The sequence below is a fragment of the Paenibacillus sp. LjRoot153 genome (assembly GCF_964253085.1).
Taxonomy (GTDB): domain Bacteria; phylum Bacillota; class Bacilli; order Paenibacillales; family NBRC-103111; genus Paenibacillus_E.
In genome coordinates this window covers 3,949,093-3,973,608 of the sequence record NZ_CAXUQH020000001.1, presented here as the reverse complement: position 1 = coordinate 3,973,608, position 24,516 = coordinate 3,949,093, and the positions used below count along the sequence as shown (strand labels likewise).

General features: G+C 43.6%; 21 protein-coding genes and 1 pseudogene. 6 read left to right on the top strand and 16 right to left on the bottom strand.

Annotation, left to right across the window (positions count from 1 at the left end; all coding sequences use genetic code 11):
* Window positions 1-163: 163 nt before the first annotated feature.
* Window positions 164-583: a DinB family protein gene (locus ACSQ8P_RS16905; protein ID WP_436236213.1), complete on the bottom strand. Its 420-nt coding sequence runs from the start codon at window positions 581-583 to the stop codon at window positions 164-166.
* 532 nt (window positions 584-1,115) lie between these two features.
* On the opposite strand from ACSQ8P_RS16905, the gene ACSQ8P_RS16900 reads away from it, so the two are divergent.
* Window positions 1,116-1,283: a XapX domain-containing protein gene (locus tag ACSQ8P_RS16900; protein ID WP_436236212.1), complete on the top strand. Its 168-nt coding sequence runs from the start codon at window positions 1,116-1,118 to the stop codon at window positions 1,281-1,283.
* An 11-nt stretch (window positions 1,284-1,294) separates the two neighbouring features.
* Here ACSQ8P_RS16900 and ACSQ8P_RS16895 read toward each other — a convergent pair.
* From ACSQ8P_RS16895 to ACSQ8P_RS16870, 6 genes and pseudogenes are all read right to left on the bottom strand, one after another.
* Window positions 1,295-2,050: pseudogene (locus tag ACSQ8P_RS16895) on the bottom strand (isocitrate lyase/PEP mutase family protein).
* 124 nt (window positions 2,051-2,174) lie between these two features.
* Window positions 2,175-2,621, bottom strand: coding sequence for an ABA4-like family protein (locus tag ACSQ8P_RS16890; protein WP_436236211.1), 447 nt, complete (start codon window positions 2,619-2,621; stop codon window positions 2,175-2,177).
* Window positions 2,618-3,526 carry a hypothetical protein gene (locus ACSQ8P_RS16885; protein WP_436236210.1) on the bottom strand — a complete coding sequence of 303 codons (909 nt, stop codon included), beginning with the start codon at window positions 3,524-3,526 and terminating at the stop codon, window positions 2,618-2,620. The genes ACSQ8P_RS16890 and ACSQ8P_RS16885 overlap by 4 nt, the downstream gene beginning before the upstream one ends.
* 136 nt (window positions 3,527-3,662) lie before the next feature.
* Window positions 3,663-4,178 carry a TetR/AcrR family transcriptional regulator gene (locus ACSQ8P_RS16880; protein WP_436236209.1) on the bottom strand — a complete coding sequence of 172 codons (516 nt, stop codon included), beginning with the start codon at window positions 4,176-4,178 and terminating at the stop codon, window positions 3,663-3,665.
* 207 nt (window positions 4,179-4,385) lie between these two features.
* Window positions 4,386-5,588 (bottom strand): MFS transporter, encoded by a 1,203-nt coding sequence (locus ACSQ8P_RS16875; RefSeq protein ID WP_436236208.1) that lies wholly within the window; start codon window positions 5,586-5,588, stop codon window positions 4,386-4,388.
* A 69-nt stretch (window positions 5,589-5,657) separates the two neighbouring features.
* Window positions 5,658-6,236 carry a TetR/AcrR family transcriptional regulator gene (locus tag ACSQ8P_RS16870; protein WP_436236207.1) on the bottom strand — a complete coding sequence of 193 codons (579 nt, stop codon included), beginning with the start codon at window positions 6,234-6,236 and terminating at the stop codon, window positions 5,658-5,660.
* A gap of 201 nt (window positions 6,237-6,437) precedes the next feature.
* Here ACSQ8P_RS16870 and ACSQ8P_RS16865 point away from each other — a divergent pair, with 201 nt between their 5' ends.
* Window positions 6,438-7,472, top strand: a complete 1,035-nt coding sequence (locus ACSQ8P_RS16865) for an S-layer homology domain-containing protein (protein WP_436236206.1) — start codon at window positions 6,438-6,440, stop codon at window positions 7,470-7,472.
* Between the two features lie 48 nt (window positions 7,473-7,520).
* On the opposite strand, the gene aroC is transcribed toward ACSQ8P_RS16865, so the two are convergent.
* Together aroC and aroA are read right to left on the bottom strand one after the other, a co-directional pair.
* Window positions 7,521-8,576: a chorismate synthase gene (gene aroC / locus ACSQ8P_RS16860; RefSeq protein ID WP_436236205.1), complete on the bottom strand. Its 1,056-nt coding sequence runs from the start codon at window positions 8,574-8,576 to the stop codon at window positions 7,521-7,523.
* 19 nt (window positions 8,577-8,595) lie between these two features.
* Window positions 8,596-9,942 (bottom strand): 3-phosphoshikimate 1-carboxyvinyltransferase, encoded by a 1,347-nt coding sequence (gene aroA, locus ACSQ8P_RS16855; RefSeq protein ID WP_436236204.1) that lies wholly within the window; start codon window positions 9,940-9,942, stop codon window positions 8,596-8,598.
* 111 nt (window positions 9,943-10,053) lie between these two features.
* Here aroA and ACSQ8P_RS16850 point away from each other — a divergent pair, with 111 nt between their 5' ends.
* Together ACSQ8P_RS16850 and ACSQ8P_RS16845 are read left to right on the top strand one after the other, a co-directional pair.
* Window positions 10,054-10,932 carry a LysR family transcriptional regulator gene (locus ACSQ8P_RS16850; RefSeq protein WP_436236203.1) on the top strand — a complete coding sequence of 293 codons (879 nt, stop codon included), beginning with the start codon at window positions 10,054-10,056 and terminating at the stop codon, window positions 10,930-10,932.
* 78 nt (window positions 10,933-11,010) lie between these two features.
* Window positions 11,011-11,490, top strand: coding sequence for a hypothetical protein (locus tag ACSQ8P_RS16845; protein ID WP_436236202.1), 480 nt, complete (start codon window positions 11,011-11,013; stop codon window positions 11,488-11,490).
* Between the two features lie 72 nt (window positions 11,491-11,562).
* Here the strand turns inward: ACSQ8P_RS16845 and ACSQ8P_RS16840 are convergent, their stop codons facing one another.
* A complete protein-coding gene (locus ACSQ8P_RS16840; RefSeq protein ID WP_436236201.1) occupies window positions 11,563-11,781 on the bottom strand; it encodes a hypothetical protein in 219 nt (72 codons plus the stop codon).
* Window positions 11,782-12,089: 308 nt separating this feature from the next.
* Between ACSQ8P_RS16840 and ACSQ8P_RS16835 the strand changes: the two genes are divergently transcribed.
* The gene (locus ACSQ8P_RS16835) at window positions 12,090-12,647 is read left to right on the top strand and encodes an NADPH-dependent FMN reductase (RefSeq protein WP_436236200.1); all 558 of its coding nucleotides are present in this window, start codon (window positions 12,090-12,092) and stop codon (window positions 12,645-12,647) included.
* Window positions 12,648-12,888: 241 nt separating this feature from the next.
* Here ACSQ8P_RS16835 and ACSQ8P_RS16830 read toward each other — a convergent pair whose 3' ends face one another.
* Genes ACSQ8P_RS16830 through ACSQ8P_RS16820 form a run of 3 tightly spaced genes read right to left on the bottom strand, consistent with a single transcriptional unit; the run spans window position 12,889 to window position 16,543 of the window.
* The gene (locus ACSQ8P_RS16830) at window positions 12,889-13,980 is read right to left on the bottom strand and encodes a GerAB/ArcD/ProY family transporter (RefSeq protein WP_436236199.1); all 1,092 of its coding nucleotides are present in this window, start codon (window positions 13,978-13,980) and stop codon (window positions 12,889-12,891) included.
* Window positions 13,977-15,119: a Ger(x)C family spore germination protein gene (locus tag ACSQ8P_RS16825; protein ID WP_436236198.1), complete on the bottom strand. Its 1,143-nt coding sequence runs from the start codon at window positions 15,117-15,119 to the stop codon at window positions 13,977-13,979. The genes ACSQ8P_RS16830 and ACSQ8P_RS16825 overlap by 4 nt, the downstream gene beginning before the upstream one ends.
* A 26-nt stretch (window positions 15,120-15,145) precedes the next feature.
* Window positions 15,146-16,543 carry a spore germination protein gene (locus ACSQ8P_RS16820; RefSeq protein ID WP_436236197.1) on the bottom strand — a complete coding sequence of 466 codons (1,398 nt, stop codon included), beginning with the start codon at window positions 16,541-16,543 and terminating at the stop codon, window positions 15,146-15,148.
* Window positions 16,544-16,752: 209 nt separating this feature from the next.
* On the opposite strand from ACSQ8P_RS16820, the gene ACSQ8P_RS16815 reads away from it, so the two are divergent.
* Complete coding sequence (locus ACSQ8P_RS16815) at window positions 16,753-17,502, top strand: SDR family NAD(P)-dependent oxidoreductase (RefSeq protein ID WP_436236196.1); 750 nt, start codon at window positions 16,753-16,755, stop codon at window positions 17,500-17,502.
* Window positions 17,503-17,718: 216 nt separating this feature from the next.
* Here the strand turns inward: ACSQ8P_RS16815 and ACSQ8P_RS16810 are convergent, their stop codons facing one another.
* The 3 genes from ACSQ8P_RS16810 to ACSQ8P_RS16800 all read right to left on the bottom strand — a co-directional run bounded on the left by ACSQ8P_RS16810 (window position 17,719) and on the right by ACSQ8P_RS16800 (window position 24,509).
* Entirely contained in the window at window positions 17,719-19,740 is a 2,022-nt protein-coding gene (locus ACSQ8P_RS16810) for a beta-galactosidase (RefSeq protein WP_436239540.1), read from the bottom strand.
* A gap of 147 nt (window positions 19,741-19,887) precedes the next feature.
* Window positions 19,888-20,883, bottom strand: coding sequence for an Ig-like domain-containing protein (locus ACSQ8P_RS16805; protein WP_436236195.1), 996 nt, complete (start codon window positions 20,881-20,883; stop codon window positions 19,888-19,890).
* A gap of 23 nt (window positions 20,884-20,906) precedes the next feature.
* Window positions 20,907-24,509: a glycosyl hydrolase 53 family protein gene (locus ACSQ8P_RS16800; RefSeq protein WP_436236194.1), complete on the bottom strand. Its 3,603-nt coding sequence runs from the start codon at window positions 24,507-24,509 to the stop codon at window positions 20,907-20,909.
* Between the last annotated feature and the right edge of the window lie 7 nt (window positions 24,510-24,516).

Sequence of the window (24,516 nt, the reverse complement as noted above, 5' to 3'; positions counted from 1 at the left end):
AATATGTGGTAAATATTCAATGTGAAACGTTATGCTTATTTTTATTATGTAAAACTGTCCGTTATTATTCGGACAACGGTGGCTGGCTGCCGTCATGTTGTGTTGAGCTATCGTTATCCGTTAGCGTAGCAATCTAATCGTGTGTTCTTATCCTGAAATACGTTCAATGAAATGTACCAGTTATATTGTTCTGATTATCATTTAATAACTTAGAAAGAGTAACAATTTGCCCTGTATGGTAACTATAATGTTCACAAACTTGAATCAGAATTGTATTGATTGATTTAGAAAAATAAGATTCTGCTTCAAAGCTGGGACGCACCACCATGCTGTTCCAATCTTCGCTTGAATAATAAATGCTGATAACTTTTTCAAGATTCGTTTCCGCAATTTGTTCAAGAACATTAGATGATTTTCTCCTAACATCATTGAGCTGTTTTACCAATTCAATTCGCGATATTCCATTGTTTTTTGTAAATTCATTCGTTCTTGTGCGAATGAATGGCATACCACCAATTCCACTCACAAAATGCTGATATTCATTTCCTGCCAAATGAAGACATAAGTTACCGATGCTATTCATAATTGGTTTAAATCTATTCCAAATCTATTCCAAATCTGTTCTTCAGATAGTACATTTAAACATGTTTCTATTCTTTTTAATTGTTTGTTCATTTCGTTTTGGATAATAGAGGGTAAGTTCATTCAATAACCTTCTTTCCAATAGACACATTGTTATATTGAATATTAATACATTATAATGAATATATATGCATAATTGAGGGATAGGAATATATTGTAAATACCAAACTAATCTGCCCGATACTTCAACGAGGCTGCCGATTCATTCTGGCAGCCTCGTCCTGATTTCCTATTGAAAAAACGTTCACCGTTTGCTTAATCGACTTTCTGGTTCTTTTTAAATAAGTACCGAATCCCTTTACCCGCCATTGATTCGTAAAAAGTTTTATTGTTTACTGAGTAATTCTGCCCATTCATTGAGCTAATAAGGGCTACCACGCTGCAACCCTTTCGGTAGTCGTGTTTTTTTGAGTACGAATACTACAGGAAATATTAACAAATCCTATAATAAACAAAAAAAGAAGGAGAAATAAATGAAAGAAGTTTTTCTCGCCTTTCTGGCAGGAGCGATAGTTGGTGTTATCTTCAAGTTGTTTCGCCTTCCGTTGCCAGCACCACCAGTATTTTCTGCTGTTATGGGTGTAATGGGGGTTTATGCAGGAGGTAAACTCGTGGAATGGATAATCCGGCATTATACATAGGGCAACCGAAATCAGACGGCTGACCTCTTAGAAAATGCCTCTAATGCACATTGTTCCAGCAAAGTAGCCATTTTACGGTATAATGCGCCCCCTAAACTCAGTCGCTTGACTCCTAATTTCTGCAGCTTTTCATAATTAGCAAGGCCAGGAAGTGACATTACATTTAGTGGTACAGATGTACAGGATGCAATAGTTTTGATTTCTTCTTCATGCTTTAGCCCAGGTACGAAGATCCCCGAGGCACCGCTCTCCACATAATTTTTAGACCGAGTCTGCGTTTCGTTGAGTGGATCTAGATTTTGAAGATAGGCATCGATCCTAGCGTTGATATAAAAGTCTCTGAATCCGTAATTGTCTAAAGCACCTCTTATTTTTGTGAGAAGATGACATTGATCGGAGAGTTGCTTTAGCCCCATTGCACCTTTCATCGAATCTTCGATGTTGATTCCGGCTGCCCCTAGATTTGCAACCTACAATACGTTACTGATAATCGTATCATGGTTATGTCCATAACCCGACTCTATGTCAGCTGTAACGGGAATCTGCACATGATCAACAATTCGTTTAATTACGGTAAGCTGCATTTCGAAATCAATCGCTTCCCTGTCCGCAAACCCCAGGCTGTTGGCTATCCCCCAACTCGTTGTACCGATCGCTTTAAAGCCCGCCTTTTCGAGAACGCGTGCAGAGGGTAAATCCCATGCGTTTCCAAGCACTAACAGTTCGTCTGATTCGTGCAGCTTTTGAAATAGTTCAATTTTGCTCACATTCTTCCCTCCCTGCTGTATATCGTTTGAGAACGCTCAACACTATTAAAGGATAATACCACATTTTGGAACTAACTGCCCCATTTATAGATGTTCGATGAAAATAAACGATTAGATTCAAGCGTCAGCGCTCATACGCCGCTGTTCGTCTCCGTTTACTTACCGTCCTTGCCAACAAATAACACAAGAAACCAAAGGGTCCAAACATCAATATCACGAACAATAAGATGGATTGCACTGGCATAGGAACGTAGCGTTGTGTCATATTGTCTTGATAGACGAAGTGTCCCACGGCCTGATCGAAGCAAAGGATATGAATCCATGCCAGCAGTGCAAAGCTCGGATTAGATAATAATTGGATCACGCCTTCAGCTGAGTTGAAGTCGCTTACGAAGCCAAAGCCTTGAGCAATGATTACGGAGATAATACCAATGGAATAAAGAAGCATCAGGTAAATTGGGAAAACAGCTGCCTTTGCAAACATTCGGGTAACTTTCCATGAAGGCAGCAGTATGAGTAGCAGCCAAGCAAGCATTGCAATGCCGGTAAAGGAATACAACATCTCTATCATGATTCCAGCCTCTTTTCTTTCCGGAAATGAAATAACGATAAACCTTGGTCTGACCGTAGCATTCCAAGCACAACAGTCACAACTATACCAAGCCAACCAAGCAGCGCTATCCCTGCCAGAATCGGCAGCAAAGTCCATTCAAGTACGCTGCGACCGAGCATCGTTTGAACAATAATCAGCAGAATCGATACCGACCAAGCAATGCCGGCTACGTGCATCCATTTTCGTGAGTATTTTTCTGAGCGGGGTAGCTGATCATATATCCAACCCAACAGCGGCAATGTTTGCAGCGCATGAAAGCCGAGTCCGTGAAAGACAATTATATTGCCTGCTCCGCCAGAATATCGGTTCTGTAGGGCAATCATCCAGCCCCCCCCGGCAAAGGCCAGCATTGTCGATAAGAAGGCATAGCGTATACTCAACACAAGCAATGGGCGATTATGGGCATTACGGTTGCGAAAAAAAGGAATGGCGACGATAACCGTGGCAGCGATAATCATGAGAGAATCCAGACCGAATAATGCCCCGAATATCGTATCGTACAGCGAACCTATGCGAGTGAAACGAGGGTTAATCCCGCGAAAATGTTGAATCGTTTCTACTAAGTAAGCGAAAAGTGATTCGACAAAAAACAACCATCGGACAACCTTTCTTTTGCGCGGAGTAAACCCGGCTAATGGCAGGAACGCAGCAATAGAGAAAATGAAAATCCCGAACGCAATATCGAATGAAAATGCGCTTTCCAAATTCCCTTCGACACCTCTGGCGGAACCATGCATTCCGATGTACACGGCAAGAATAGCTGCCAACACAAAGCCGAACACTCCTAACATAACCAGCAGACGCTCACCAGCAAAAAGGCCTGCGTTTCGTTCCTTGATAGATCCACGTTTTGTTTCTTCCATGAGTCATCCATCCTTTCTAATTTGGCATTCGCTGAAAAGGCATCAAATGTGTTATTTATTTATTAATAAATAAATAACAAGGCTAATTGAAAGGCAGCATCCCTGCCGCCTTTTAACAAACCAAATGGTTCGATTCTTAAGATTCTGATTCCAAGCAAAGATACTGGGCAAGATCCAACACTTCCGAAACGGTAATGAGATACCCGGTAGCCATAAATCGGCTTGTCGCCCACTCTACATTTGGTATATTCGCCTTCAAGAACTTTGATCGTATAGCTCCATGAACCGATTTGAACAACTCCCTGACATGATTTCGAATGGCGGGCTCTGAGATGCTGTGGGACTGCATAACCAGAAGAACCTCATCCCGATGCACCTGCATCTCTGCAAGGAAAGCTTTACCCATCTTTTCTTCCAACTCGGAAGCAGGTGCGTCCACTTTCTCGAAAGCTTCTTTGATACGACTCATCGCCCGATCCAGTACCGCTTTATACAATTCCTCTTTGTTCGTGAAGAAATGAAACACATATGGCTGCGTTACGCCTGCCGCCTTAGCTACAGAAGCTGTTGTCGCTTTATAATAACCAAGTTCCGCGAATATCCCTACGGCCTTATCAATGATCAGTTCTTTCTTGTCTTCGCGGGCTGTCAAATGTAGACCCCTTTCACATTTTATTTATTGATAAATAAATAATTCCATTTTCTGCTCCATCTGTCAAGAAGGGAATTCGCCCGCATCAGATAAACGGTCATAAAGCGCCGCGCTGGATGCTCGAATCCTCTTCTAGTATTTACCAAGTCCTTTTCCACGAAAATTAGGATCAATAATGACAAATGTTGACAAGGATGTTAACTGGTTTTAGTTCGATTGCTTTTTTTCTGTTGCATAATAAATCATCGCAATTGTCGGTAAAGCTATTCCGATTAACAATGTTGCTTTCCAGCCGCCCATGGCGTATGCCCATCCTCCTGTCGCTGAGCCTATAGCACCGCCAGCAAAAAAGATTGCCATAAATAATCCATTAAGCCGACTACGAAACTCTGCTCCTAATGAGAAAATAGCACGTTGCCCAAGGACCAAATTTGCCGAAACTCCCATGTCTAAAAGAATGGCAGCAACTACAAGAGATACCAATGCGAATGTCGAACCGTTTTGGGTCATAAGGGGCAAACATACAGAAACAATAACTAAAGCCAGGGCGAATCCTGTGGCAGGACGAATCATGCCTCTATCAGCAAGACGGCCTGCCATAGGCGCAGCTGCCGCTCCGGATACCCCAACCAATGCAAACAGTGCAACTTCTTTTTGGGAAAAATGAAAAGTCGAACTGGTCAATAACAAAGGAACAGTTGTCCAGAACAAACTAAAAGTCCCGAACACACAGGCATGATAGATCGCTCTACGCCGCAAGATTGGGGTCGTTCTAAGTAAATGAAACATAGAAGCCAGAAGTCTTGGATATTGTAAGGTTGTCAACGGCTGCCTTGCAGGAAGCACCTTAGCTAATACAAGAGCCAGGATAAAGATCGTTACACCGGATAAGACAAAAACGGCGCGCCACCCCATAAACTCTGCCACAATACTTGAAATGGGACGTGCTAGCATGATACCCAATAACAAACCGCTCATGACATTACCCACATTGCGGCCACGTGTGGCATCTGGCGAAAGATGAGCTGCGTAAGGTACTAGTACCTGAGCTGCGACTGATCCCAGTCCGATAAACAGTGAAGCGGTGAGAAACAGGGAAGCAGTTTTAACAACTGCAGCAATCGTCAAAACTATTGCTGTGAAGAGCAAAGACGTAACAACAAGCTTTCGGTTTTCAAATATATCTCCCAAAGGTACGATAAATAACAATCCGATTCCGTAACCAATTTGAGTCAGTGTGACGATCAGGCCAGCTGCGCCAGAAGATAATCCAAGCGCTGAACTAATCGGTCCAACTAAAGGCTGCGCATAATAGAGATTAGCGGCGATTACTCCGCAAGCGGCAGCCAAAATGAGTATGATCCACGCCGAAATAGGTTTTTCAATTCTTTGATTTTCGATTGAACTCATAGTAAGCGCTCCTTTACTTGTCGAGAAAGTTATTATTGGAACGTTCGTTCCGGAAATAGTATAAAAAGTTTATAACATTTCAATTACTGTGTTCATCATGTTATTAATCATTTTTTTATCGCGTTTCACCTTGGATACTACATTAATACTATGATTAAGGTTAAGCAATAGGTGTGCAAAAACCTGTATGTCTTTCTTGGGGTCGATTTCTCCCGTCTGCTGTCCCTTACTTAGAAGTTCAAAAAAAGACTGTTCCAATCCTTCAAAACCATCCCGTATCAATTGATGAAGTTGTTCATCAGGCGAATCTAACCCCAATGTTGCGTTTGTAATCAAGCATCCTTTAGGCAAATCGTCATCATCAAACGCGGAAGATATATGATGATCAAAATATTGCCGGATTCCAACTTTCACAGAAGTTGCATTTTTCAAGAGATTTCGTTTACTTTGCCTAATTTTTTTGTAATGTTGTATGGCCTCAACATAAAGCGTCTGTTTGTCCACAAATGTTTCGTACAAACTTGATCTGCTTAATCCCATTGCTTCCAATAGTTCGGGTATGCTTGTCGCTTCGTATCCTTTTTCCCAAAAAACTAACATTGCCTTATGAAGTACGCGCTCCTTGTCAAACTCTTTAGAACGTCCCATGTTAATCCCACCCTTCCCCATTGCCAACAGTATAAAGTTTCTGGAACGAATAGTCCAGTATTTATTTTCATTATGTGATCACTAACACAAATTAACCAACATTTTAAATGATAGTAACTAATTTATCGGTAGACGCAACCTTTTCATAAACACTGTCGTTTATCTTTCTGAAACACAAAAAACGATATGAGGTGAATTAGTATGAAAAAAACAATCAAAACCATCACGCTTACAGCAGCTACTGCTTTGCTATCACTTACTTTAGTTGGCCAAAGTTTTGCAGCTTCTAGTACCTTCACTGACCTAGATAACATTGCATCAAAAGATAAAATTATTTCCTTACAACAAAGCGGTATTGTCGGTGGAATTACATCTACGTTATTTGCTCCACAAGAAAAAATTACAGCGGTACAATCCGTTCAACTACTGGTGAATGCGCTTGGACTTAATTTAGATTTGGTAAAATTCGTGAAAGAGCCGAAGGCAACGGATTATTTTGCGAATGCCACAAATGAAGCTTGGTACGCACAGGCGCTTATCATTGCGGCAGTCAATAATGTTAATCTTCCCAAAGATCTAAACCCTAATAAAAAATTAACACGTGAAGAGTTCACACATCAGCTCGTTCAAGCTATCGAAGTTAGTAAGAACCTCCCCTTGATTAACCCGGTTGTCGTTGATATTAAAGATGCTAATCAAATAACTATCGAATATTCTGGATCGATCCAACGTGGACTGAAATACGGAATTATTAAACTGAATAGCGAGGGTAATTTCAATCCAAAAGATGAAATTACGCGTGCTGAGGCTGCCGAGGAAGTTTATAATGCCCTAGATTATCTGAAAACTCATCAAACGCCAGTCACAAGCTATGACCCTATCTCAGCAACGCAAGGTGTTCAGCTTATCACGGATGCACTTGGCAAATTGGGTACGGATATCAAAATTAAGATAGATCCAGATGCCAAAGTGACACGTGAATCGTTCACCTATCTTCTCGTTCACACGTTGCAAACCAGTGAGAAATTACCAATGATTAAATTAAATCCAGTCGATATTAAAGATAATGACAAGATCGACTTATCGAATGTTGGTGCCATCCAAACCGCGCTTGCATTTGATATTGTCGAGCTAAAAGCAGACGGTACTTTCCATCCGCAAGATGTCCTTACCCTTGCAGAGGCAACAGAAATCGCTAATCAAGCGGTTAAAGCTGCTGAGGGGTTAAAGAAGTAAATTAAAAAAGCAGAACCATTCTCGAATGGTTCTGCTTTTATCTCTTGTTTATCCATGATTAGCAGCTTGCCGTTTATACAAATCTTCCAATACTAAGCACGCCATCGCTTCTACCACAGGAACGATTCTCGGACAAATACACGGATCATGACGGCCTATTGTTCGAATTTCTTGTTCCTCACCCTTCACGTTTAACGTTTTCTGTGGAACAGAAATCGATGAAGTCGGCTTAACACTAATTCGGAATATAATTTCTTGTCCCGTACTAATTCCGCCTAGAATTCCACCAGAATGGTTACTGAGAAATCCATCACTGTTCATTTCATCATTATGCTCACTGCCCAGCATTGAAGCAGCTGAGAACCCCGCACCAAACTCGATCCCCTTAACAGCTCCGATAGAGAGCATCGCTTTCGCCAATTCCGCATCCAATTTATCGAAAACGGGCTCTCCAAGCCCTGGCATAACCCCACGAATACGGCATTCTACAATACCTCCACAACTATCGCCAATCGCAGCTAATTGCTCAATTTTTTCAATCATTTTAGCACCGGCAAACGGATCACAGGCACGAACCGCATTGCGTTCAATAGTATCCTCTTCAAAGATCTGACATCGAATTCCTCCGATTTCAAGGGTATAGGCCAACACTTGTACACCTCTATGTTCAAGCAGCTTACGAGCGACTGCCCCTCCTGCTACTCTGCCCGCTGTTTCTCTACCCGAAGCTCGCCCACTCCCCCGATGATCACGGATTCCGTATTTCTGCAGATACGTGAAATCGGCATGGCCTGGTCGAAAAGAGTTCTGAATATCATTGTAAGCCTCTGGCTTCATATCTTGATTATAGAGACTGACAAATAATGGCGTACCTGTCGTCTTCCTTTCGAAAACACCTGATAAGATATGAATGATATCATACTCTTTGCGTGGTGAGGTCACTGAGGATTGTCCAGGCTTTCTTCTATCCATCTGTTTCTGAATGTACGCTTCATCGATCTCGATGCCTGGCGTTACACCATCCACAATAACGCCTACCGCGGCCCCATGTGATTCTCCGAAAGTTGTAATTTTGAAAATGTCACCGAATGTATTTCCTGCCATATGATTGTGTGCCTCCAATTTAGTAAGTAATTTCAACGCCTAATGCAGATAATTGTTCAAAATAGCCTGGACACGTCTTAGATACACAGCCTGGATCGGTAATACGGATGTTCTCGACCCTTAGGCCGATCAAAGATAATGCCATAGCCATGCGATGATCGTCATGCGAATCTACCAAAGCAGGCAGCGGTTGCCCAGGATAAATCGTTAAACCATCCTGATGTTCCTCAACTAGAATGCCAAGCTTGCCGAGTTCACTACACATTGCAGCGATTCGATCGCATTCATGATGTCGAATATGAGCCGCATCGGTCAGCGTAATGGGTCCATCCGCAAAAGGAGCCAGTGCAGCTATCGTTAAGGTTTGATCTGACCATTTCTTCATATTTAGCGTGAAGCCACCCTTGAGGTGTTTAGTACCCTGCACTTCAACAAAGTTCTCGCCGCGTCGAACGGTGCAGCCCATACGCTCCAATACATTTAAAATTTCGATATCAGGCTGTCTCGTGCTCATTGCGTTAATGCCTTCGATCCGCACACAACCTGATGTTAATGCAGCCAAGGCCCAGAAATAACAACAGGTAGACACATCCGGTTCAAGTTGAAAAGTCCTCCCGTGATACTTACCTTGAGGAACTGAGATCAATTGCCCATCCTCGGATACTTGCGGTGTGATACCAAAAGCACTCATCGTTTCGATGGTCATTTGTACATAATCCCGTTGCACAATTTCACCCTCGATCTGAATGGTTAGTGGGGCTTGTGCATAGGGTGCCGCTAATAATACTCCACTAATAAACTGGCTGGATGTTGATCCAGGCAGCTTCACCCTTCCGCCTTTTAGGCCAGAAGCATCAAGTTCGTAAGGCAATCGATGTTCCGCATCGAAATAATTAAACGCAGCTCCTAGTGTTGAAAGCGCCGAAAGTAAAGGGGCAAGTGGCCGCTCACTTAATCGTTTGCTCCCTTTTATTGTCCATTTCCCACTTCCGATCGCCAAAGCTGCCGGCAAGAAACGTGCAACCGTTCCTGCTGCCCCCATGTATAGCTCTCCAGATGCATGTGGCCAATCTCCTCCGCAGCCGTCCACATAAGCGGTATCTCCCTCAATAACGACAGACACGCCTAGTTTGGTTAGAGCTTCTATACACCAGAACGAATCATCGCTTTTTAAAATGCCACTTAACTGTGATCTTCCCTCAGCTAGCGCGGCAATCAGTAACGCTCGGTTCGTCAGACTTTTACTTCCAGGCACTCGGATGGTTCCTGCTACGATCGATTTAGGAGGACTAATTCGCACTTCCCTAATACCCTTATTCGACGACCACGGGGAACGAGCTTCCCAATCAGGTTGATGCATCGCCATATTCGTTTCGCCACCTTTTTTGTCTTTTTGCTATATGCCAATTATAATAAGTGTTATGAAATAAATGAAATCGGAATATAAGCAACTTGCCATAGAGGTGATCTATATCAAATGATAAACTTAGAATGGTATCGTATTTTTCTACATACGGCCAAATGCCGGAATTTAACGAAAGCTGCGCAAGAACTTCATATCACGCAACCATCCGTGAGTTATGCCATTAAGCAGATAGAAGAAGCAGTTGGGCTAAAATTGTTTCATCGATTATCGAAAGGTGTTGAGCTCACAGAAGAAGGGCGAACGCTCTTTGACTATGTGGAACAATCCTTTGCTATGCTGGATTCTGGGCAGAAGCATCTTCTTAATCTAAAACAATTGCATCAAGGTGAGATTCGCATCGGGGCCAGTGATTCACTGATTAAGCACCTTCTGCTTCCTCAGTTGAATGCGTATCATTTGAAATACCCAGGAATCCGGATTCGACTTTCTCATGGGAAAACGGCTGAGATCACGAAGCGGTTAAAAGAAGGTAATATTGACTGTGCTATTGTTCATCTGCCAATCGAAGATTCCGAGTTGACGATTCAAACTTTAGCGGTGTTAGAGGATTGTTTCGTGGTTGGGGAAGATTTCCGAGAATGGACGAACCGTTCCATCTCTACGAAGGAGCTCGCGGAGCTGCCTCTTATCTTCTTATCGCCTGGGAGTAGTACTAGAGTGGCTATAGAAAAATGGTTTACTGTGCAAGGATTCGTGGTGAATCCAGATATTGAATTAGGGAATATTGATCTCTTAGCGGAGTTCGCGAGGTTAGGCTATGGGGTTGCCTTCATAAGTCGGTCATTTGTACAGGATGAGCTTCAATCAGGCACTCTTTTTGAGCTCAAATTGGAGGAACCACTTCCACCGCGCAGTATAGGGTTAGCTGTTCGTCGAGATATGAAATTATCCGTTGCCGCTGAAGGTTTTGTCCAGATTCTCCAAGCGTAGGTTAACGTAAATGAACGAAACTCCATGTTCCAGCGTCTTAATTAATAGTTAGAATTTAAATATTTAAGGAGTATACGAATGAAAAATTTTCTCACATCACGACTGAAGTGGCATACGATTAGCGATCAACTGGAGTCTTATTGGGAAGCAAACGTATTGAAATGGAAGAAGCGGTTAAACCCTTTGACGAATAAAATCGGTTTTGGCATCTACTTTTATAAAAATATGACCTTAAACCTCAATCGGTTGAACAAAGAAATCTTACAAATTGCTGAGGATCATATTAACCTTTCACATCTCAAGAAATCCGAGTTCCCTAGTTTTATCTCCGTTGTTGATGGTATTCATGCGTCCTCGATGGTTATGAAACTACCCAACCATATCACGAAGCAAATCACTTCTATGGTCAGAGCACTCCCAGGATTCAAATCATTACAAGCCATTGCTTGTGAGTATGGGTACAAATGTGAGCTGCATTACAATCAAGGGAAAGCATTTTTCGGTTCGTTGCAGATTCATTTTATCAAAATAAACACATTTCCAACTATGCTGGCTTGAAGCATACCTACCTCCTATTCCGCGTCAAAATAAAAAAATCTCCAACCATGGAGATTTTTTCTTTATCTCAGTCTATTCACTCGAGTATCGAATAAAGGCTAGCAATGCTAATATGCCTGCTGCAATGGAGATGACATAAAAAGAAGTAAGCCTTACCCACTTCGTTCCTGTTTTCTGAAAATAGGACTGATCCCCTTCACGATTTTTACGAGAAAAACCGATGATAAATGTCGACAATAAGCCAAATAATAAAATAACGGAGAATATCACGAAATATATGGATGTATTCATAAGAAAACCAACAACCCTTCTTCTTTGGTCTAGTCAAATTATCTCCTACTTAATTATATAGGAGCTTGTAAGATAAATCATATACATCCGCTTCTATGTTCATACAAATTTCAAAAAATAACTGTTTTTATGACGCGGAAATGTCACTCACACGAATTGTTTTAACTTAACTAATATTATGTAAACATATTATATTTCTAATCATTTCCATTTCGGAAACATTGGTTATAACCATATTTTCAATTGCTCAAGGTTCCCTTCTCCCGTTATGCTACTCGTAAATACTTAATCTATTGGAGGCCATAACGATGTTAAAAATTGGTATTATTCTCGGCAGTACTCGCCCAGGACGCAGAGGTGAGGTCGTCGCACAGTGGGTACACGAAGTAGCAAGTAAACGGACGGATGCGTTATTCGAGATCGTCGATCTGGCAGATTTTAATTTGCCACTTTATGATGAACCTCATCCACCTATGATGATGAAATATACGAAAGAACATACAATTGCTTGGTCGAATGCAATCCAGGCTTACGATGGTTACATTTTCGTGACACCGGAGTATAATCATGCCGTACCTGCAGTTCTGAAGAATGCGCTCGACTTCCTGTTCAATGAATGGAAAGACAAAGCCGCTGGGATCGTCAGTTATGGTGGAGGTACTGGTGGAGCGCGTGCGGCAGAGAATCTCAGGCTTATCTTGAGTGAATTACATGTAGCTAGTGTACGTGCTCAAGTGACGTTATCCCTCTTCACAGATTTTGAAAACTTCACCACGCTCAAGCCCAATCCGCGTCAGGAAACCGCTGCGAACACGATGTTTGATCAAGTCATCGCTTGGAGCGGGGCTTTGAAGACATTGCGTTAATACCTTCTTTTATCTAAATGAAAGAAAAAGCTGATTTAGGGTTCTCCTACTTCAGCTTTTTTGGTTTATTTCATCAAATCGTAAGGTGAATATAATCGCCCATTCGATCCTGCTTAGCGCTTCAGGTGAGAAATCAGACGTACGGATTTCATTTTATAATTTATGTATATATATTCCATAAAAAGTTACAAATTCCTTTAAATCCCGCATTTGTTTACATAAATAATGTTATGTATATTAATTACACCTCTTGCATTTGTCGGCCTCTAATAAGACTAACGAGTAGAAAGAAAACAGGAAAACCGACGATGAAAATCGGGAAAATAAATGTAGTCCAGACAAGGTTTGCATAATCCAATATCCCAAAGAGATTTGCTGGTATTAATGAGATAACGAAAATGACGGGTGCCGTAAATCCGATCATCCCCCGCCATTTCTTGATACCAAACACTTGTGCTGTTCCATAACTGTTGATGAACAAGTAAATGGACAACTTTACTAATACACTGAAAATCCAGATGAACACAATCCAGACATCCATATTTTGAATAAAATCTAGATAATTAATAAATCGAACCATAGCAAAATACGGAAAATACATGCTCGATCCGATATTGGTCCCGAATGTTGAAATAACCATCATTGTCGCAACAATTGCTAGCAAGGATGGTACGCAAATTGACAATAGAATCGGCTTAAGCAGCTTTTCCGGCTTAGCAATAAAAGGCGTTAACATCATAATCATCATGGATTCCCCAAGGAAAGATGCATTCACCAAAGCCCCCTTTAATATGGGTATGACACCAGAATCCGCATATATCGGCAGAAGTAGCGCTGTGTGCAAATTGGGTATATTTAATGCAAATGTAATCAGAATGCCAGCAAGAATCAATGGTCCAGCCAATTCACTGAAACGTGCAATCGCTTCGACACTGCCAGCGATGGTTATGTAAACCATTGCCGCCATCATCAGAGCTGAGATACACCATACTGGCGTATCGTGGAATAGAATCTGCTTAATAAATAATGAAAATATGCGTAATATATCGGCACATACGGAATACCATACCAAAATATACAGCACACTAATTAGCTTTCCACCCCACTTCCCAAAAAGCTTTTGAGTAAACTCAACTAGCGTTTGTGTAGAATGTCGTTGACTGACTCGGACTAAAATCGTCGTTACAGCCAGACCAATAAAACCCGCCACCGCAAGTGAGATCCACGCGTCTTGTTTAGCGATTTCAATCGTTGGGGAAATGGTTAGCCATATCGACATCGAGATCTCTAACGTTGTGAACATCCAAAACAACTGCCAAGTTGAAATTTTCATTCTTTTTCTCCTTTATCTCCTTTTCTAACGATTCGCTTACGGATATCTCCCGTACTCTGAATATTCAACTTAACTTCGACCGCCACTTCAACCGTCGGAAAGATGTCATCCCATCTATTCCGAAGTTCTTTCCATTGATATGGATGTTCTCTGTGAAATTCTTCGCCGATTCCGAACACGTCCTGCCCAAACTGAGTCTGCAACTTCTTAATTGTTTCTTCTACTCTCTTTGCTTTAATTGTGTTTAGCTTATTTTCTATATGATTGCGTTCTGTGGATACAGAAAGATCAATGTCCGTATTGTTATCAAGTACCCTTCCGGTTCCCACTAGTTTTACATAGGCTTTCAGCTTATTACCATCAAATCTAGTTCGGATCGTTTGTTTTAAATTGGATTCATATAAAGATATGCTTCCTTCCTCGATCTCTTCGGTCACGAATTGGTTTTTCAATACACCTTTGACCCAAAATAATTCTAGAGATTCCCTCCCACTCACTTCCCCGACCATCTGCAAATGTTTATTAAAGATGGCAACAGATCTGACATCAAATATTTTGCCTTTCTCTTGCGGATTCATCGGTGAAATCTCGACCATCGGCATGGATGGACGAATACCATCCCGCCCTACATCGATTAAGACATCTCGTAAGGCCGTGTCTCCTAAGCGACAATATCGGTCTTGATCAACAGCCACGATCGAAGAAAATTGATTGAAAGGACTGTTAATATGCAATACTTCTTTTCCTTCTCCGTTATTCACAACGAAAATATCCGTCCGCAAACGAGTATCCGTATTTCGTGTAAATTGATCCATAACATCGATTAGGCCTTTTCGTGCCAGCTTTTCTCCGATAAAAATGGATCTACGATGTCCAAGGAACACTTTTCGGGGCAGTTTGTCTTGAATTTGTTGCGTCAAATCTCCAATTGTCGATCCGGTCGCCGTTAATACAATGTTTGCCCTTTGATTGTTTCCCCCACCGCCCCTGATACTCTTGAAATCCGCAGGAACCGCGATTTGAGCGCTTTTTTGAAGCTTGCCGTTGTCCGATAAATCTAAAGCAGTTCCAATCCAGAATGCGTAATCGTTAATTTCATTTCTGTCCCAGCATCCAGAGAGCATCAGTGTCTGTACCAAAAGAAAGATTAAACAACCGATTTTCTTCACTGTTTTCCTTGTGCTGATACATATCGTTTATTCATACGTATTAGCGTATCCTTCCAGAAATTTGAACCAATTGGAGCTACCGGTTTTAAATAAGGCATACCGAATGACTTAAGTGTCACGAGATGAATCATAATGAATATAATACCAATCGCAACACCATACAGACCAAAGACACCGCCTGAAATCAAAAGCGGAAACCGCAGAATTCGAAATGGTAATGCCAAACTATAGCTTGGAAAAGCGAACGATGCAATCCCTGTACCAGCAACAATCATCACGATGGGTGCAGAGATAAATCCAGCTTGGACGGCTGCTTCCCCAATGACAAGTGCACCTACGATGCTCACAGCTGAACCGATGGCTTTAGGCAAACGAAGACCAGCTTCCCTTAAACCTTCGAACATAAGCTCCATTAATAAAGTTTCAATGACCGTTGGAAACGGAATTCCTTCTCTAGATGCTGAAATACTAAGCATCAGCGAAAGTGGGATCATCTGGGGATGGAACGTCGTGAGCGCGACATAAATGGAAGGAAGCAGGCAAGACATAATGGCGAGTAGGAACCGTAAAAGTCTGACTGCTGAGACGTATAAGAAGCGTTCATAGTGGTCTTCTGCTGCTTGAAAACCAGCCCAGAATGTCATTGGCAAAATTAGTGCATTGGGGGAGCCGTCAACGATAATGGCCACTCTTCCTGCCAGTAGACTTGCTGAGACGGTATCTGGACGCTCTGTATTTTGGATTTGAGGGAAAAGGGATAAGGATTTATCTTCAATAAATTCTTCAATGTAACCTGAATCCAGTAATTGATTTGTGTGGAAAGCTTGAAGTCTTAACCTAACTTCTTGTAGCAATTCTGGTTTAACTTTATCTTCGACGTACGCAACGACAAACGAAGTATTAGTCAACTCTCCTGCTTGATGATTTTCGAACTTAAGTTTCGAATTACTTATTTTTCTGCGAATCATGCTTAAATTTGTTTTCAGATCTTCGGTGAATCCCTCACGCGGGCCGCGTATAGATGCCTCATTTGAAGGTTCATTGATCGCGCGTTGTTTGAAAGCAGTTAGATCTGCTAAATAAGCAAAAGGCTTACCATCTACAAAGATGGCAGTACTTCCTTTAAGGACTTTTGCAACGATTTCCGAAAAGTTAATTACAATTTTATACGATGTCAGACGGTCTATATCATGACTTAACATACAGGTCGAAATAATCTGTTCCAATTTATTAGAATCCGTTAATTCTTCAATATAGACAAGGAGAATGTTCGAGTGGTCAGCTAGTTTTAGCGGTCTAAATACCACATCGGCACAATTATAAAAAATGTCATGCATCGTGTCATGATTGATTTTAATGCTCTCGCTCACATCCACAGGCATGGTAGGCTCCACATTGTTCCCCCCTTTCCATAAATTTCATTGAATATTATGTGCGGATATTGGTTGCCTTATTCGAGCAAATAAGAAGAGAAGCACTGCTCGCAGCAGTGCCCTTTGGATTTAATCATATATGTTCGCAAGCGTCGGCCATGCCTGCCATCCTATGTTCTGAAACCTCAGTTGTGTTAAACTGTTGAAAAATAGGGATAGAGGTGATTCATATGCGAAAAATCGCAGTCATTACGGGCGGAGGTCATGGCATAGGACGAGCTATTGCTCTTGCTTTTGCTCAAGAAGGTTATGGCATTTCCATAGCGGATATTCATCATGACAAAGGACTGGAGACAATTGAGCTCCTGCGTCCCTTTACAGACGATGCAATCTTCATGCAGGTCGACGTGTCCAGGAAAGATGAGGTCGAGCTATGGATGGAACGTACGTCTTCCGTTTTGGGCAGTATCGATGTCTTGGTGAATAATGCAGGGATTATGCATAATACCGATGTATTAGAACTTAGTGCTGAGCAATTTCAGCGGGTCATTTCCGTAAACCTGGGAGGTACATTTCTCTGCTCGCAGGCAGCAGCCCGCATCATGAAAGCGCAAGAGCGCGGCGGTGCCATCATTAATATCTCTTCGACCAGGGCTGTAATGTCGGAGCCTAATACCGAAGCATATTCGGCCTCAAAAGGAGGTGTCTCTGCGTTGACCCATGCAATGGCCGTTAGTTTAGGCGGTTATGGAATTCGCGTAAACGCGATATCTCCAGGTTGGATTGAAGTACGCGACGATGGCAGCTATTCCCACACGAATGCAGATAAAAGCCAGCACCCGGTAGGCAGAGTAGGCAAAACAGAAGATGTTGCCATGGCTTGTCTTTATTTAGCTAGTGAGAAGGCAGGATTCATTACTGGTCAGAACCTGACAATTGATGGCGGTATGACAGTTAAAATGATGTATGTCGAGGAATAACTGTCAAAGTCAATCAATGAAAGCACTCATTTTGTATCGCCGGACAACGGCTACTTCACAAGTTCGGCGAAACAATATTTGATACAATTCCTACAAATGTTCAATTTGTTTACATAACATTTATTATGTCATTTAATATCCAATCAAAAAAGCCGAATCAGGTTTCCCCAATCCAGCATTTTCATTACTTCTCTCGCACTCACCATTTAAACTCGATTACTTCGTTCTTCGCAATATTCTTACGCCATAAGGTTCAAGCCGCACGCTCGCTGTTTCCATTGTTTCTTGCAAAAGCATGTCCCAATACGTGTCCCCATCTAACTCGACCGTCTGCACCTTCTGGCCAAAATTCATCAGGAAAACATACGCATACTCGCCATCCGTCCGAACTTGTGCTGTTACTTCAGAAGGTAACCCCGTTTGCAACACGGCTTTGACCCCTGCCTGCTCAACAACTTGCTTATAAAATGGTTTCAAAAACTCCGTATCTGTTCGCGTAGCGATATAATAGGCTTTACCTTGGCCAAATGAGTTCACCGTCAATGCAGGACGACCTGCATAGAAATCATCCCCGTAGACGGCAAGTGTCTCCGCGCCCTCCGTATGAATTAACTCACACAGTTCACACGACTCGTACTCACCTGCTAAATCGAGTGCATTCCCCTCCGATAAGATCAAACGATTCTTCTCATGATCATAGAGGGCATCGATCTCCTCGGACCATATTCCTAGCGTTTTGCGAAGAGGTCCTGGGAAGCCACCCTGGAAGCACAGATCATTCTCATCAACGATACCCGACCAATAGGTCGTAACGAACGTTCCGCCACTAGCAACAAATTGCTCGATGCGCTCCCCGACACCTGGTCGAACTAAATACAGCATCGGCGCCACGATTAGCTTGTACTTACTGAAATCAACATCCATATCGATGACATCGACGGGAACACCGCTATCCCAGAAAGCACGGTAGTGACTGAGAACTGTTTGTTCATATTTGATTCCCATATTACGAGGACCTTGTGAATTCTTCACAGCCCAGCGATTTTCCCAATCGAAAATAACAGCTGTCTCCGCTGGAACCGTCGTACCTATCACATCTGAAAGCTTCTCTAATGCACCGCCAAGCTCAGCTACATCACGAAATACACGTGTATGCTCATGTCCAACATGATCAATAACGGCACCATGCAGCTTTTCACTAGCACCGCGACTCTTTCGCCATTGGAAGTATTGAACGGAATCGGAGCCATGCGCAACGGCTTGTAAGGAGGATAGCAAGTGCATACCTGGCTTCTTCAACTTAGATACAGCCTGCCAATTCGTTAAGCTCGGTGTGCTTTCCATTAATAGAAATGGTTGTCCACCCTTCAACGAACGGAATAGATCATGATTGAGAGCGAACCAAGCTGCCAAGTTGCGTTGATCTAGTGCTTCGTGCCACGTTGGATACGCATCCCATGAAATAACATCAAGCACATCGGAGAATTTCCAGTAGTTAAGACCTTCGAACGCATCCATCAGATTCGTTGTAACAGGCAATTGCGCGTTCGCAGCTTTCAATGGGGCGATTTCATGTCGGCAGAAATCAACCGTTTGATCTGTCACAAAACGTTTCCAGTCCAAGTTCATGCCATGAACTAAGTTTTCACCATGTGGTGCTGGGGATTCAATTTGAGTCCAGCTCGTATACGTATGACTCCAAAATGACGTCCACCACGCCATATTTAATGCATCCAGCGTGCCGTATTTCTTTTGCAACCAGCCGCGGAAAGCTTCCTGACAATACGAGCAGTGACATTCCCCGCCATATTCATTGGAAATATGCCACCCAACTACAGCCGGATGCTGCGCGTAGCGCTCTGCCAGCCGACTGTTCATCATTGTTACCTTCTCCCTGTACACAGGGGATGTGAAGCAATGATTATGACGCGCGCCGAATAAATTGCGCACGCGGTTCGCACCAACCCGCAGTACCTCCGAGTATTGCTCGGCCATCCAAGCGGGCCTTGCGCCACTCGGCGTCGCAAGCCAAGCATAGATCCCGTTTGCGGCGAAAGTGTCGAGCACGCGATCTAACCACTCGAAGGTATACGTGCCTTCGACAGGTTCAAGTGCGGACCATGCGAAGATGCCGATGGCCATCACATTGCATTTAGCCAGCTTCATCATGCGGATGTCTTCTTCTAAGACTTGCGGATCGTGCTGCCATTGATCAGGATTATAATCAGCGCCGTGCATGAAAACCGGCAATTTCGGGCTAATAGGTGGAAATGTTGAAGACAAACGGATCACCTCATGGATTCATTTTATGAAGAAATATGACCCCATTCTATCAGCTTCTTGTCCCTTTTTATACCCTTTAATTTATCGATTGCCTGTCATTTTTCAAGTAGCGGGTTGAATCATTTGTTCAGCGATGAACAGGACATCGGCGAGATCGACTTTGCCATCATTATTAAGATCAGCCTTTTTCGCCCTTTCCCAATCTACTGACCCCGCAGTTGCCTGCATATCGTAGTAAGCCAAAGCCAAGTCTGCGACATTCACGAGCCCGTCTGCGTTAAGATCGGCCGGCTTCATCCTGACTGTAATCGTAGCGAGAACGGTTGAATCCGAACCCTGAATCGCGCCAGTTAGTTGATACATGCCAAGATGATCATAATTCGTTGTAGGATTCGTCTCCCATTGAACAGGTACTTGCAAATACGAATGATCATCGTTATAAACTGCTCTTACCACCGATGGTAGCTCCGGCGCAGCATGTAACCACGAGGTGGCTAGCACCGGTTGAACGGTCATGGAAACAGGAGCCGTTTCTACGTCACCGATACGCGTGAATGTAATATCGTCAACGGATCCCCAATTGTCAGCCTTCCCATCCACTTCAAAACCAATCGTACAGCTACCGTTCGTTACCACGACGTTGATATGGGTAAGCTGCGGATTTTTCCAAGCTGCATAGCCCGTATTAATAAAGTCGGTTTGAATGGGGTTATCACCGTCAACCGTTGCGAAAATTCGGGAAGACACTTCCCCACCGCCGCCCTGTGTATAAGCAGACAGCAGATATCTCCCATCTTCCAAGCCTACGATTCGTTGTGATACCTTGAAATGAAAGGCCGAAGCTGACCAGTAGGCAGCAGAATGCGTCCCTCCAGTCGTATGATTATCTTGACTTTTGATACCGACAGCCGAAGCTTGTTCACCTTCAATTAACCATGGTGATGAATCCGTGCCTTCGAAATCTCCGTCCAAAGCTAGATTCACGGGAGTAGTTGGAACTATGGCTACTGCCTGAGCGGGTCCAACAAAAGGTAGACACCCGATCAATAACGCAGCCGCTAGCACGCCCGATTGAACTACTTGTTTCATATTCATCATAGAAAACCTCCTCCTACTTTAAGTTAATAATGAAACAACCGATAAAGAATAACTGCCGCTTCTGCTCGAGTTGTGTATGCTTTAGGAACAATTCCCTGTCCATTGCCTTGAACGAGTCCGGTTTTGAGCAACGTTGCAATAGCTGCCTTCGCATAGCTCGACACGTCCATGTTGTCCGAGAACGTATCCAAGGTGCTAGTCTCATTACTCATATCCAATCGATGCGCTTGCTGAAGCGCTCTTGCCGTAATAACCATCAGATCTTCTCTCGTTATAGGTGCTTTAGGGTTAAAATGCTGCGCATCACTGCCCTCGATAATACCGAGTGCTTTGGCAATACCTACCGCTTCAGAATAATAATCAGCAGTCGTCACATCTTGAAAACTATCACCTGCATTCGCCGTGAGTCCTAAGGCTTTCACCAACATCACGATATAATCCGCACGAGATACTTCTTGCTCCGGACTAAATGTATCCGATGATGTACCTGTAGTAACACCTTTGGAAGCTAGTGCTTCCACTGCTTTCTGTGCCCAAGCGAAGCCAGCCATATCGCCGAACGTACGATTTACGTAAGCCACAGCATACGTGCTGAAATGTGTCGTGGTAAATATAACGCTATGTGTTGCAGCATCGTACTTCGCATTGGGTACAGCTACCGCTTGACCGTTCCCATCGACATACCAAATGACGATATGATCAGGGTTTTTCAGTTCTTCCCCTGTTGGTTCATAAGGAATCATAACCGTCACTGGGGCAGCCGGATTGTTCCAATGGAGCACTTCATCTCCTGCTCTCAATTTCAAATCAATAACTGGCTTGGTGCCGATTTTCGCTTTCAATACATCAGGCATTTGAGATGGATCTACGGAACCAATTGTCAAACTTATGGGATCCGACTCCTTACCACTCGTTGAGCTAAGCATGTTACTTGGCAAAGATACCGTTCCTTGTGGGGTGATGACCTCCACTAGCTGATTCTCTGCAGATCCTTGTAAAGCAGCTCTAGGCAGTAGTTGCTCATAGGAGTTAGCGCCATCAACCTTCGGCAAAATTACCGATAACTTCTTATTTCCGTTAGCACCCGTTTTCGCTAACTCAACCATTTGCTTCCACACCTCAAGTGAGACGGATGCAACGGCCGTATGGCTGTCATTCAAAGCAGGCGTTTGTTTTAGGCTGGCAGCACCTTCTAAACTAAGTTCGAATGCAGGTCCAGGATTTGGTGGAGCTGCTCCTGTACTTGGCATATTCGTTGGTTCAGATGGAGCCTGTTCAATGTCTTCCGTAACCAACTTAACTTTCACCGAACCTAACGAAGCTGGCGTAATAATTCCACCTGCTGGTGCCGTTCCCCATCCCGCAGAAGCTACCTCAACGATTCCTTCTGACGCATTGGTTTCACCCTTCGCACGCAACGTAAGCGCAACAGAATTCGAATTCAATGACTTTCCGCCCAAATGTCCAAGAATGAGCCTTACAACACCAGGTGTATGCGCATCCGTGGTTAGCAGCTGCACCGCTTGTGAAGCGCTTTGTGCCGATACAAACTCAAACGCATCCGAATCATAGTGGATGACGAGATCCTCTGCAAAAATCGTATCAACTAATCCTCCGTTTCCAACGTTCACGCTAAAGGTCGATCCCTTCGTAACTCGACTTGGCGCTGACAGCGTTTCAGCTGTGCGATCTGTATAGAACTCGAAATCATCCAAATTACCCCAGTTACCCGATTTACCTTCGGCCTTTATCCCAATAGTCGCTGTACCATTCGGCTCTTTACCATGATCTGCTGTATTATTAGAAACCTCAATATTCATCAGAATCGGATGCTTCCATGCCAACCAGCCTGTATTCACAATGCTCTCAGACATTTCGGCACCGCCGTAGTCCTTGGCAAACAACTGCATGCTGCTTTCTCCTCCGCCGCCGTGAGACCAAGCTTTCAGGGTGTATTTCCCGTTAGCTAATCCAGTAATCGTTTGCGTAGCCGAAAATGGCATATCCTGCGGTAAGGAGTAATGGAGTGCATAGGTACTGCCATCATGCGCATTTGCACTATCTGATACCACTTTAATTGCGTTACTCCCCCCTGTGATCGTCCAATTCGCGTTGTTACCACTTTCAAATCCAGGATTGCTCACCAAGTTGGTAGAGCCCTGAACAGTAATTGTGCCAGTGGCTCTTAACGGAACACCCGTCACAGTGCCCTGAAGCTGAATCGTACCTGGATGCTGCAAAGCATCCTCTTCAAAGACATCCCAAGTCACGGGTAAATCACGAACGGAATCATCCGTAAATTCAACCTGCACTTTGCTTGGAAGCACCGGAGTACTGCCAACCGTTACTTTTATTTGTTCCGGGTGTATCGCTGTTGCCTCCGCAACAAAGAGCTCGCCGCTCGGGCTAGCCGAAACACGATTAAAGACATCTAACGATGGCAGGGCATGACCGTTAAAATCAAACATCGCTTGATTTTCCCAACCGTTACCCTCCCCAGCCTTCGAGCTCCACTCCGCACCTTTCACCGGAATCCAATCTGGTTCCCAGTAAAACACCCCAAGCCCCTTCTGATTGGGAACTTGTGCTACAGCGTTCATCACATCATGTACCTCTTGTGCTTGACCTTGAACGGTGGCTTTATAGCCGCCTAATTGTTCTTGACTAGGCCCGAAATTGTTCGAAAAATTGTCGCCATCATTCAACGTGTACGCATAGGCATTCTCAGCTACGAGCACCTCTTTGCCATATCGCTTGGAAATGTCAACCATATTGGCTTGGAGGTCCTCCAGCGGCCCATGCCAATAGGGATAGTACGAAAAGCCAATCACATCATAATCCACCTGACGCGAGGTCAATTGATCAAAATTCCGGCGAAACAGATCGTTGTTCCCACCGTCGGCAAGATGAATCATAATTTTTGTCCGTAGCGCATTCGCATTGTTCGGATCATGGTCACGGACAGCCTGGACACCTTGTTTGATCAAATTCGCCCATCCCTCATAGCCGCCGCTTCCTGTAGTCTGTCCTTCTGGCCACACCATGCCAGTATTCGTCTCATTCCCGATCTGTACCATTTCCGGCATTACGCCTTCATCTGTTAAGCCTTGAATCACATCCGCGGTGTACGTGTACAACGCTTGTTGAAGCTGAACAGAGTTAAGCCCTTCCCAAGCCGCAGGCTTCGTTTGTTTAGAAGGATCTGCCCAGAAATCGCTATAATGGAAATCGAGCAGCACCTTAAGCCCGAGCTCATGGGCTCTTTTGGCAATTTCAATCGTTCTCGCCTTATCGTTATTTCCACCGCCAAGCCCAACTCCATTCGCATCAACTGGATTATTCCAAACGCGTAGTCTGACCCAATTCACCCCATGGTCCTTTAGTATTTGGAGAGCCTCTTTCTCAATACCCTCATCATAAAATTTGCCCCCGCTGACTTCAATTTGCTTCAACATGGACACATCAGCGCCCTTAATGAAATCCGCAGACAGACCAGGGATTGGGTTAATGTGGATGTCACTCGAAGTCGTTGCAGCCAGCGAATCTGCCAGTACGGTTGGTATTGCCGTAGGCAGTATCCCTGAAGTTAACATCGCAGCCATAGCGATTACTAAGCTTTTCTTCATCGTCTCA

Coding starts and splice junctions, on each gene's coding strand:
- ACSQ8P_RS16835 (WP_436236200.1), top strand. CDS start 12,090: ATGTTAAAAATTGGTATTATTCTCGGCAGTACTCGCCCAGGACGCAGA.
- ACSQ8P_RS16905 (WP_436236213.1), bottom strand. CDS start 583: ATGAATAGCATCGGTAACTTATGTCTTCATTTGGCAGGAAATGAATAT.
- aroC (WP_436236205.1), bottom strand. CDS start 8,576: ATGGCAGGAAATACATTCGGTGACATTTTCAAAATTACAACTTTCGGA.
- ACSQ8P_RS16830 (WP_436236199.1), bottom strand. CDS start 13,980: ATGAAAATTTCAACTTGGCAGTTGTTTTGGATGTTCACAACGTTAGAG.
- ACSQ8P_RS16870 (WP_436236207.1), bottom strand. CDS start 6,236: ATGGGACGTTCTAAAGAGTTTGACAAGGAGCGCGTACTTCATAAGGCA.
- ACSQ8P_RS16805 (WP_436236195.1), bottom strand. CDS start 20,883: ATGATGAATATGAAACAAGTAGTTCAATCGGGCGTGCTAGCGGCTGCG.
- aroA (WP_436236204.1), bottom strand. CDS start 9,942: ATGGCGATGCATCAACCTGATTGGGAAGCTCGTTCCCCGTGGTCGTCG.
- ACSQ8P_RS16810 (WP_436239540.1), bottom strand. CDS start 19,740: ATGCACGGCGCTGATTATAATCCTGATCAATGGCAGCACGATCCGCAA.
- ACSQ8P_RS16840 (WP_436236201.1), bottom strand. CDS start 11,781: ATGAATACATCCATATATTTCGTGATATTCTCCGTTATTTTATTATTT.
- ACSQ8P_RS16885 (WP_436236210.1), bottom strand. CDS start 3,526: ATGGAAGAAACAAAACGTGGATCTATCAAGGAACGAAACGCAGGCCTT.
- ACSQ8P_RS16850 (WP_436236203.1), top strand. CDS start 10,054: ATGATAAACTTAGAATGGTATCGTATTTTTCTACATACGGCCAAATGC.
- ACSQ8P_RS16815 (WP_436236196.1), top strand. CDS start 16,753: ATGCGAAAAATCGCAGTCATTACGGGCGGAGGTCATGGCATAGGACGA.
- ACSQ8P_RS16800 (WP_436236194.1), bottom strand. CDS start 24,509: ATGAAGAAAAGCTTAGTAATCGCTATGGCTGCGATGTTAACTTCAGGG.
- ACSQ8P_RS16865 (WP_436236206.1), top strand. CDS start 6,438: ATGAAAAAAACAATCAAAACCATCACGCTTACAGCAGCTACTGCTTTG.
- ACSQ8P_RS16845 (WP_436236202.1), top strand. CDS start 11,011: ATGAAAAATTTTCTCACATCACGACTGAAGTGGCATACGATTAGCGAT.
- ACSQ8P_RS16875 (WP_436236208.1), bottom strand. CDS start 5,588: ATGAGTTCAATCGAAAATCAAAGAATTGAAAAACCTATTTCGGCGTGG.
- ACSQ8P_RS16890 (WP_436236211.1), bottom strand. CDS start 2,621: ATGATAGAGATGTTGTATTCCTTTACCGGCATTGCAATGCTTGCTTGG.
- ACSQ8P_RS16900 (WP_436236212.1), top strand. CDS start 1,116: ATGAAAGAAGTTTTTCTCGCCTTTCTGGCAGGAGCGATAGTTGGTGTT.